At 67.7% G+C, this 8,135-nt stretch carries 9 protein-coding genes; 2 read left to right on the plus strand and 7 right to left on the minus strand.

From position 1 onward, the window contains the following. Positions 1-60 precede the first annotated feature (60 nt). The 4 genes from QMX83_RS18420 to QMX83_RS18435 all read right to left on the minus strand — a co-directional run bounded on the left by QMX83_RS18420 (position 61) and on the right by QMX83_RS18435 (position 4,001). Positions 61-771: a 2OG-Fe(II) oxygenase gene (locus QMX83_RS18420; protein WP_282298090.1), complete on the minus strand. Its 711-nt coding sequence runs from the start codon at positions 769-771 to the stop codon at positions 61-63. Positions 772-895: 124 nt separating this feature from the next. Further along, positions 896-1,912 carry a class 1 fructose-bisphosphatase gene (locus QMX83_RS18425; protein WP_282298091.1) on the minus strand — a complete coding sequence of 339 codons (1,017 nt, stop codon included), beginning with the start codon at positions 1,910-1,912 and terminating at the stop codon, positions 896-898. A gap of 94 nt (positions 1,913-2,006) precedes the next feature. Continuing rightward, a complete protein-coding gene (locus tag QMX83_RS18430; protein WP_282298092.1) occupies positions 2,007-2,696 on the minus strand; it encodes a 2'-5' RNA ligase family protein in 690 nt (229 codons plus the stop codon). A 102-nt stretch (positions 2,697-2,798) separates the two neighbouring features. Then, on the minus strand, positions 2,799-4,001 hold the full coding sequence (locus QMX83_RS18435; RefSeq protein WP_282298093.1) for an amino acid aminotransferase: 1,203 nt from the start codon (positions 3,999-4,001) through the stop codon (positions 2,799-2,801). Between the two features lie 174 nt (positions 4,002-4,175). On the opposite strand from QMX83_RS18435, the gene QMX83_RS18440 reads away from it, so the two are divergent. After that, positions 4,176-6,305 carry a TonB-dependent receptor gene (locus QMX83_RS18440; RefSeq protein WP_282298094.1) on the plus strand — a complete coding sequence of 710 codons (2,130 nt, stop codon included), beginning with the start codon at positions 4,176-4,178 and terminating at the stop codon, positions 6,303-6,305. A gap of 10 nt (positions 6,306-6,315) precedes the next feature. On the opposite strand, the gene QMX83_RS18445 is transcribed toward QMX83_RS18440, so the two are convergent. After that, on the minus strand, positions 6,316-6,609 hold the full coding sequence (locus QMX83_RS18445; protein ID WP_282298095.1) for a hypothetical protein: 294 nt from the start codon (positions 6,607-6,609) through the stop codon (positions 6,316-6,318). Between the two features lie 146 nt (positions 6,610-6,755). Here QMX83_RS18445 and QMX83_RS18450 point away from each other — a divergent pair, with 146 nt between their 5' ends. Continuing rightward, complete coding sequence (locus QMX83_RS18450) at positions 6,756-7,154, plus strand: hypothetical protein (RefSeq protein ID WP_282298096.1); 399 nt, start codon at positions 6,756-6,758, stop codon at positions 7,152-7,154. Positions 7,155-7,159: 5 nt separating this feature from the next. On the opposite strand, the gene QMX83_RS18455 is transcribed toward QMX83_RS18450, so the two are convergent. Continuing rightward, entirely contained in the window at positions 7,160-7,546 is a 387-nt protein-coding gene (locus QMX83_RS18455; RefSeq protein ID WP_282298097.1) for a hypothetical protein, read from the minus strand. Positions 7,547-7,596: 50 nt separating this feature from the next. Continuing rightward, a complete protein-coding gene (locus tag QMX83_RS18460) occupies positions 7,597-7,974 on the minus strand; it encodes a DUF779 domain-containing protein (RefSeq protein ID WP_282298098.1) in 378 nt (125 codons plus the stop codon). Positions 7,975-8,135: the final 161 nt, after the last annotated feature.

Here is an 8,135-nt window from a genome sequence, read left to right on the forward strand (position 1 = left end):
GCCGTTGGCCGGCCCAGGCGGTGTCGAGGGCCGGCCAACGGCCGGCGCTACCGGGATACTTCAGGCACCACCATAAAGACGCTGCACGCTCTGGAACAGAATCCAGCTGGTCGCAATGAACTTGTCCCCACCCTCCGGCCGATTACCGCGATGGGTATGCGTAAATGCAGTCGGTGCAATCAACAGGCTGCCGGTCCGCGGTGCGATCTTCCGCTCCTGGAACAGGAACTCGGTCTCGCCGGCCTGGAAGTCATCGTTGAGGTACAGCGTCCACAGCAGATGCCGGTGCAGGGTTTCACCGGCCGGGTCGCGCGGGTAGAGCTCGCAGTGCCAGTACGGGTAACCGCCCTCGCCTGCCGCATACCATTGCAGGTTGATGGCACCGGGGCGCAGGCACGTACGGGCCAGTTCGGAGAGCTGCGCGTCTTCCATGCCGGGGAAATCATCGGCAGACAGCCGGCGCGTGCTGCCGTCGGTGTCTTGAACCTGCAACATCAACGGCGAGATCAACGCCTGTGGATAACGGCGTAGATAACTCAATACGCCTTTGAATACGGCCTGCTGCAACAGCATCTCAACCTGCTGCCATTCGGCGCGGCCGCTGATGCGCAGGTCCTTGCTGTGCTTGAGTTCCGGGAATACACCACTGCCCACTTCACCCGGCTGCAGCTGGGCGCTGGCGCGCATCTGCGCCAGGATCGCGGCGCATGCTTCGGCGGGGATGGCGTTGTGGATTACTTCAATGAAGTCGCGCGGCGTTTCGGCGGTCATGAGTCGGTCCGTGAGCGTTCGCCCCCGATGGTGACCGCTGCCACGCGTGATGTCACGCCGTTGCCATGTGACAGATTCCACACATTGCAGGGGTCAGCCGGCGGCCGACCCCCGCATGCGTGCATCAGCCCTGCGCGGCGTCGTGCTCGCGGTGGTAACGGGTGGCTTCGGCCACTTCGTTCTTCGAGCCGAGGAACACCGGCACGCGCTGGTGCAGGTGGTCCGGCTGGATGTCCAGAATGCGCTCGCGGCCAGTGGTGGCGGCACCGCCGGCCTGCTCCACCAGCAGGCCCATCGGGTTGGCTTCGTACATCAGGCGCAGCTTGCCGGCCTTGCTGGGGTCTTTCTTGTCCCAGGGGTAGATGAAGATGCCGCCGCGGGTGAGGATGCGGTGCACGTCGGCAACCATGCTGGCGATCCAGCGCATGTTGAAGTTCTTGCCGCGTGCGCCTTCCTTGCCGGCCAGCAGGTCCTGCACATAGCCCTGCATGGGGCCTTCCCAGTGGCGCTGGTTGGACATGTTGATGGCGAATTCCTGGGTATCCGCCGGAATCTGCATGTTCGGCGTGGTCAGCACGAACTCGCCCTTCTCGCGGTCCAGGGTGAAGGCGTGGGTGCCGTGGCCGGTGGTCAGCACCATCTGCGTGCTGGGCCCGTAGATGCAGTAACCGGCGGCAATCTGCGCGGTGCCCGGCTGCAGGAAGCTTTCATCGTTCGGCTGCTCGGTGCCCGGCGGGCAGCGCAGCACCGAGAAGATGGTGCCGACCGAGACGTTCACGTCGATGTTGGAGCTGCCATCGAGGGGATCGAACAGCAGCAGGAAGTCGCCGCGCGGGTAGGTGTCCGGCACCGGCTGGCAGTGGTCCATTTCCTCCGAGGCGCAGGCGGCCAGGTGGCCACCCCAGGCATTGGCTTCGAGCAGGATCTCGTTGCTGATCACGTCCAGCTTCTTCTGCGCTTCGCCCTGCACGTTGCCGGTGCCGGCGTCACCGAGCACGCCGCCCAGTGCGCCCTTGCTGACCGCGATGGAGATGCTGGTGCAGGCGCGGCCGACGACGGCGATGAGCTGGCGCAGGTCGGCGTTGATACGGCCGGCATGCTGTTCTTCGATCAGGTACCGGGTGAGCGACGTACGGGACATGAAATGACTGCCAAAGACATTTGGGGGCCGTATTGTCGCCCCAAAAAAGGACTCAGGTGTAGTTGAGAATGCGGTAAACGGTTACACGCGCGCTTTACAGCGAGGCGCAGTCCTTGCCCGCGGCCTGCAGCGGATACTCGGCCAATGTGCGCACGATCTGGCCGTTGGCATCGGTGACGCCAATGCCAATGCCGGTCACCTCGCCGCTGGCCTGCGGCGGCTGCGCCTGGGCCGCGGCGACGAAGGCGGCAAGCTTCGGGCTCTTCTCGTCGGCCAGCAGGCTCAGGTGTGGCTGGTACTGCATGAACACATTGGGCGAGCCGTAGCGCTGGAACGCGGGCAGTTTGTCCGGGTACGCCGCCATCCACGCCGGGGCCTGCACGCTGTGGTCGCGCAGCGGCTCGGCGGCCAGCGTCACGGTGTCGGCCAGGCGCTGCAGGGCCGGGCTGGGCTCCACATGCAGGAACAACCAGTTCGATGGCGTGACCTCGATGCCATTGACCTGCATGGCAAACGGGGCCTGGCAACGTGCAATACGCGCCACTGCGGCCTTCAGCGCACTCTCGGCGCTGGTCGGATAGCGGGTGAGGTAGAGCGTGGCGTGCACCGCGTGTCCCTGCCGATGGAAGCTGGTCATGCCGGCCTCGGCAAGCGTGTCGCTCACCTTGGCGACTGCCTCGACCACAGGTCGGGAGGGAATGGCATAGATGTTGTAGCTCTCCGCCTGCTGGGCGTGGACAGCCACAGGCAGGGCGGCGAGCAGAATCGAGGCAGGCAGGCGCATGCAGTCATTATAGGGAAAGCGTCTGTGCGGCCTTTGCGCGGTAAGGCGCTTACAACAACGGCCGCACAGGGCGGCCGTTGTTGTGTTCGTCACTGCGGTGATTCAGCCCTTGGCGACGGTTGCCACGGCCTTGGCCACGTACTCCAGGTTGCCCTGGTTCAGCGCGGCCACGCAGATGCGGCCGGTGCCGACGGCGTAGATGCCGAACTCGTCACGCAGGCGGTCCACCTGCGGGCGGGTCAGGCCCGAGTACGAGAACATGCCGGCCTGGTCGTTGATGAAGGCGAACTCCGGTGCGCCAGCGGCGACCAGGTTCTGCACCAGGCCGTGACGCAGGGCGTGGATGCGCTCGCGCATCTCGGTCAGTTCCTGCTCCCACATCTGACGCAGTTCCGGGCTGGTGAGCACGCCGGCCACCAACGCCGCACCGTGGTTCGACGGGCTGGAGTAGATGGTGCGGATGATGCGCTTCACCTGCGACTGCACGGCCTTGGCGGCGGTTGCGTCCGGAGCCACCACCGACAGCGCACCCACGCGCTCGCCATACAGCGAGAACGACTTGGAGTACGAGTTGGCGACCACGAAGCTGTCGATGCCGGCTTCAGCGATGATGCGCACCGCGGCGCCGTCTTCGAAGATGCCCTTGTCGAAGCCCTGGTAGGCCATGTCGATGAACGGGAACAGCTGGCGGTCCTTCAGCAGCTGGGCCACCTGCTTCCACTGCTCGACGGTGAGGTCGGCACCGGTCGGGTTGTGGCAGCACGCGTGCAGCAGCACCACGGTGCCCGGCTGCAGCTTTTCCAGGTCGGCCAGCATGCCGGCGAAGTCCACGCCGTGGGTGGCGGCGTCGAAGTAGGTGTACTCCACCACTTCAAAGCCGGCTGCACCGAACACCGCGCGGTGGTTTTCCCAGCTCGGGTTGCTGATGGCGATGGTGGAATGCGGCAGCAGCTTGTGCAGCAGGTCCGCGCCCACGCGCAGCGCACCGCTGCCGCCGATGGTCTGCGAGGTGGCCACGCGGCCGGCGGCCAGCAGCGGCGAGTCTTTGCCGAACACCAGTTCGCGGGTGGCCTGGGTGTAGGCCGGCAGCCCGTCGATCGGCAGGTAGCCGCGCGGTTTGGCCTCGTTGGCCAGCTGCTGTTCAATCTGCTTTACGGCGCGCAGCAGCGGAATGCGGCCGCTCTCGTCGTAATAGATGCCCACGCCCAGGTTGACCTTGGTCGAACGGCTGTCGGCGTTGTATGCCTCGGTCAGGCCCAGGATCGGGTCGCCCGGGACCAGTTCCACGTTTGCAAAGAAGGACACGGCGGTACTCATTCGAAATGACGGATGGGGGAGGTTTCGCGCTCGGTGTTACGGCAGCATGGGCCGAAACAGCGCCATCGTAACAAAGCCGTGGCATGGGCGCGGCGGCTCTCGTCACCTTCCATGCCGTACGCTGACAGACGGCCTTCCCCCCACCGGAGACCCTGCCCCCGCATGCGTCGCTTTATCCCCCTGTTGCGCCATTCATCGTTCATCGTCGCCGGCGCGTTGCCGGCCACCGTCCTGGCCCAGACCGCCGAGGCCCCGGCCATCGAGCGCCTGCCCACCGTGCAGGTCCAGGCCGCGCGCGGCCAGCGGGTCGCCGACGTCGACCTGCCGGCCTCGATCAGCACCGTGCAGCTGGATGACGAGGTCAATGGCACGCTGGCCCAGGTCAGCGAGGCGCTGAACGGCGTGCCGGGTCTGCTGGCCCGCGACCGCCAGAACCTGGCCCAGGACACCCAGCTGTCGATCCGCGGCTTCGGCGCGCGCTCCACCTTCGGGGTGCGCGGGGTGCGGGTGCTGGTGGACGGGGTGCCGGCGACCATGCCGGACGGCCAGGGCCAGCTGTCCCACGCCAGCCTGCTCTCGGCGCAGCGCATTGAGGTGCTGCGTGGGCCGTTCTCGGCGCTGTATGGGAATTCGTCCGGCGGCGTGGTGCAGGTCTGGAGCGCCGATGGCGCGGCCGGCGACCCGTGGCGGGCACGCGTGGCCGCAGGCAGCGATGCCACCCTGAGCGCCGGCGCGCAGCTGCGCGGCCAGCAGGGGCCGGTGCGCTACAACCTGGCCGCTAATCACTTTGAAACCGCAGGCTGGCGCGAGCACAGCCGCGCGCGGCGCGAATCCTTCAACGGCCGGCTGGGCGTGGACGTGGGCGGTGGCCAGCTGGATCTGGTGATGAACTATCTGGACGCGCCTGACGCACAGGACCCGCTGGGGCTGACCCGCGCGCAGGTGAATGCCGATCCGCGCCAGGCCACGGCGGTGGCCACCCAGTACAACACCCGTAAATCCGTGCGCCAGGGCCAGGCCGGGCTGGTGTTCACCCGCACCGAGGGCGCGCAGACCTGGCGGGCGATGGGCTACGCCGGCCAGCGCCAGGTGGAACAGTACCTGGCCATCCCACCGGGGCCGCAGGCCAATCCGCTGCATGCCGGTGGGGTGATCGACCTCGACGGCGGCTATGGCGGACTGGACCTGCGCTGGGCCTGGCAGGGCGACTGGCTGGGCCGGCCGCTGGAAGCGGTGATCGGAGCCAATGCCGACCAGCAGACGCAGGATCGCCGAGGTTACGAGAATTTCATTGGGTCCGACCTGGGCGTGCGCGGGGCATTACGGCGTGACCAGCGCGACCGCGTGCGCAACGTGGACCAGTTCGCGCAGCTGGGCTGGCAGTGGGCCCCGCGCTGGTCGGCGCTGCTGGGGCTGCGCCACAGCACGGTGCGCTTCCGTTCCAACGATGACTACATCACCGCACGCAACCCGGACGACAGCGGCTCGCGCGATTACAGCGCCACCACGCCGGTGGCCGGCGTGGTGTTCCACGCCACCGACGCCTGGCGGGTGTACGCCTCGGCTGGACGCGGCTTCGAAACGCCGACCTTCAATGAGCTGGGCTACCGCAACGACGGCGGGGCCGGGCTGGCGCTTAACCTCAACCCGGCACGCAGCCGCAATCTGGAGCTGGGCACCAAGTGGCGCGGGGCCGGTGGCGCGGCCTTTGAGGCGGCGGTGTTCCGCGCCGATACCGATGACGAACTGGCGGTCGCCAGCAACACCAACGGCCGCAGCACCTACCGCAACATCGGCCGTACCCGCCGCCAGGGCGTGGAGGCCAGCCTGCAGCAGCCACTGGCCGAGCAGCTGGACCTGACCTTGGCCTACACGTACATCGAAGCCACCGTGCGCGAGCCCTATGCCACCTGCGCGAGCAGTGGCTGTGCGGTGCCGGATACGGTGGTGGCGGCCGGGTCGCGGCTGCCCGGGGTGCCTGAGCAGCAGGCGTTCGCGCGGCTGGATTACCGGCCCGGCGATTGGCAGTGGGCGGGGGAAGTGGTGGCGTCCAGCGATACGGTGGTGAACGATCTGGCCAGCGACAGGGCGGCCGGGTATGCGCTGCTGAACCTGGAGGCGGCGCGCAACTGGCGCACCGCACAGGGCACACTGCGCGCGTTTGCGCGGGTGGATAACGCGCTGGACCAGCGCTATGTGGGCTCGGTGATCGTCAACGATGGCAACCAGCGGTATTTCGAACCGGGGCCGGACCGGCGCTACAGCGTGGGGCTGCAGTGGTCGTGGTTGTGATGCCGCCGCGTTATTTCGGCACTTTTGCAGGCACGAACGGTGACGTTGGGTCGCTGGCGGGGAAGGTCTCCTCCAGCGCCTCGTCCTGGTTGTCGTTGGCTTTGTCCTGCTGCTCCCGGTGCCCCGGGTCGTGCTTCTGCTCGTCCGGGGTGCCGTGAACGGCGTCGACGCCGGTGCGCAGGTGCTCGGGCGTGTGCGAGGGCGACATGCCGGCACCGCGGTCCTCCTCGTCGTAGAGGTCGTGCTTGCCGCGTTGTTCACCGGGGACGGGCGGATGGGCTTCGCGCAGGGGATCGCGTGGCATGGGCGTGGCTCCGCTGAGGGGGCCCTCACTACACGCCCGAAGCGGTGAAGCATCCGCGAATAGAAGTGCTCTGAACGGATCTGTCACAGCTGGATAACGGCCACAGGATTATTCCTGCCCACCCTGCCTGCTGCCGGAGACGTGTCATGCCCCGCCCCGACCGCCGCATCGCGCCCGCCGTGTTCAACGCCTACCGGCTGCCCGAGCCTGGCCGGCGCAATCGCCGCCAGGCGCGCGCTGAAGAACCGCAGGCGGTCGCGCAGGACTACGTGCAGTACATGCGCAGCGACTTCGAGCGTCGCCGCAGTGCTTCACGCCGGCGCTGGGAAGACCTCTACCCGGCCTACGCCTTTGCCCTGACCACCCACCGGGCCGACTGGCCGCGCGGCGACGACGGCGACACCGATGGCGAACTGGCCGAGCAGTGGGAGCAGATGCGCGGTGCCTCAAAGCTGGGCTGGCCGCAGGCGCGGGCAGTGGTGGAAGACGCCTGGCTGGCGCTGGACCACATGCCACCTTCAGCGGTGCACGGCCTGCTGCAGTAGGCGCTTCAGCCTTTCGGGCGGAACTTCGCGCCGAACCAGATGCCCAGCCCCTGCATCGGCAGCGAGCCCAGCAGCACCGCCACGAACCAGAACGGGAAGTCGTTGCCGAGGTCCCAGGCCGCGAACGCCGAGGCTCCAACGATCATCGCCCACACGATGCCGCCGTGCAGCCACGGCCAGGTCGGCGCATAGCGGCTGGCGAACGCGCAGGCGGCGAAGCCGCCCACGATCGTCCAGCCCAGGTCCCAGCCCAGCCGGCCTTCGCCCTGCCCCATGCCGACCCAGGGTGCCACCCAGCCACCCGCGCCGCTGACCATGCCCAGCACGAACAGCGCCACCACCACGCACAGCACGGACACGGCCAGGGTTTTGAGGGGTGACAAGGCAGACATGGGCGGGCTACAGCGGGGAAATAGCCCCCATTATGGCCGCTGTGGCCGGCTCAGGCGCGCCCGGCCTCCTGCAGCTGGGCGAACTCTTCGTCGGTGAACAGCCGCGAACGCACGAGAAAACGCACGCCTTCGCCGTTCTCGAGCGAGAACATGCCGCCGCGGCCAGGCACGACGTCGATGATCAGCTGGGTGTGTTTCCAGTACTCGAACTGGGACGGGCTGATGTAGAAGGGGGTGCCGCCGATCTCGCCCAGCTGGACGTCGCGGTCGCCGACGATGAAGTCGCCCTGGGCAAAGCACATGGGGGAGGAGCCGTCGCAGCAGCCGCCGGATTGATGGAACAGCAAGGGGCCGTGACGGGTGCGGAGTGTTTCGATGAGGTGCAGGGCGGCTAAGGTGGCGGTGACTTGTTGGGGTGGTTTGGTCATTGCGGCTCCCGGTCAGCCGGGCAAGCCCGGCTCTACATCGTGGTCGTCATGCGGCGAATGAACAGCCGGCATCGTAGTGGTCGTCGTGCGGCGAACGAACCGCCGGCGTGACGGTTGAGCCGGAAAACGGCGGCCGCGCCCGCGGGAGAGGGGAACGGGCG

It is taken from the genome of Stenotrophomonas sp. PS02289 (assembly GCF_029960115.1).
Lineage (GTDB): Bacteria > Pseudomonadota > Gammaproteobacteria > Xanthomonadales > Xanthomonadaceae > Stenotrophomonas.

Bases quoted from the DNA above. Each gene is read 5' to 3' on its own strand.
- QMX83_RS18455 (WP_282298097.1), bottom strand. From the start codon at position 7,546: ATGTCTGCCTTGTCACCCCTCAAAACCCTGGCCGTGTCCGTGCTGTGC.
- QMX83_RS18460 (WP_282298098.1), bottom strand. From the start codon at position 7,974: ATGACCAAACCACCCCAACAAGTCACCGCCACCTTAGCCGCCCTGCAC.
- QMX83_RS18425 (WP_282298091.1), bottom strand. From the start codon at position 1,912: ATGTCCCGTACGTCGCTCACCCGGTACCTGATCGAAGAACAGCATGCC.
- QMX83_RS18420 (WP_282298090.1), bottom strand. From the start codon at position 771: ATGACCGCCGAAACGCCGCGCGACTTCATTGAAGTAATCCACAACGCC.
- QMX83_RS18450 (WP_282298096.1), top strand. From the start codon at position 6,756: ATGCCCCGCCCCGACCGCCGCATCGCGCCCGCCGTGTTCAACGCCTAC.
- QMX83_RS18440 (WP_282298094.1), top strand. From the start codon at position 4,176: ATGCGTCGCTTTATCCCCCTGTTGCGCCATTCATCGTTCATCGTCGCC.
- QMX83_RS18430 (WP_282298092.1), bottom strand. From the start codon at position 2,696: ATGCGCCTGCCTGCCTCGATTCTGCTCGCCGCCCTGCCTGTGGCTGTC.
- QMX83_RS18445 (WP_282298095.1), bottom strand. From the start codon at position 6,609: ATGCCACGCGATCCCCTGCGCGAAGCCCATCCGCCCGTCCCCGGTGAA.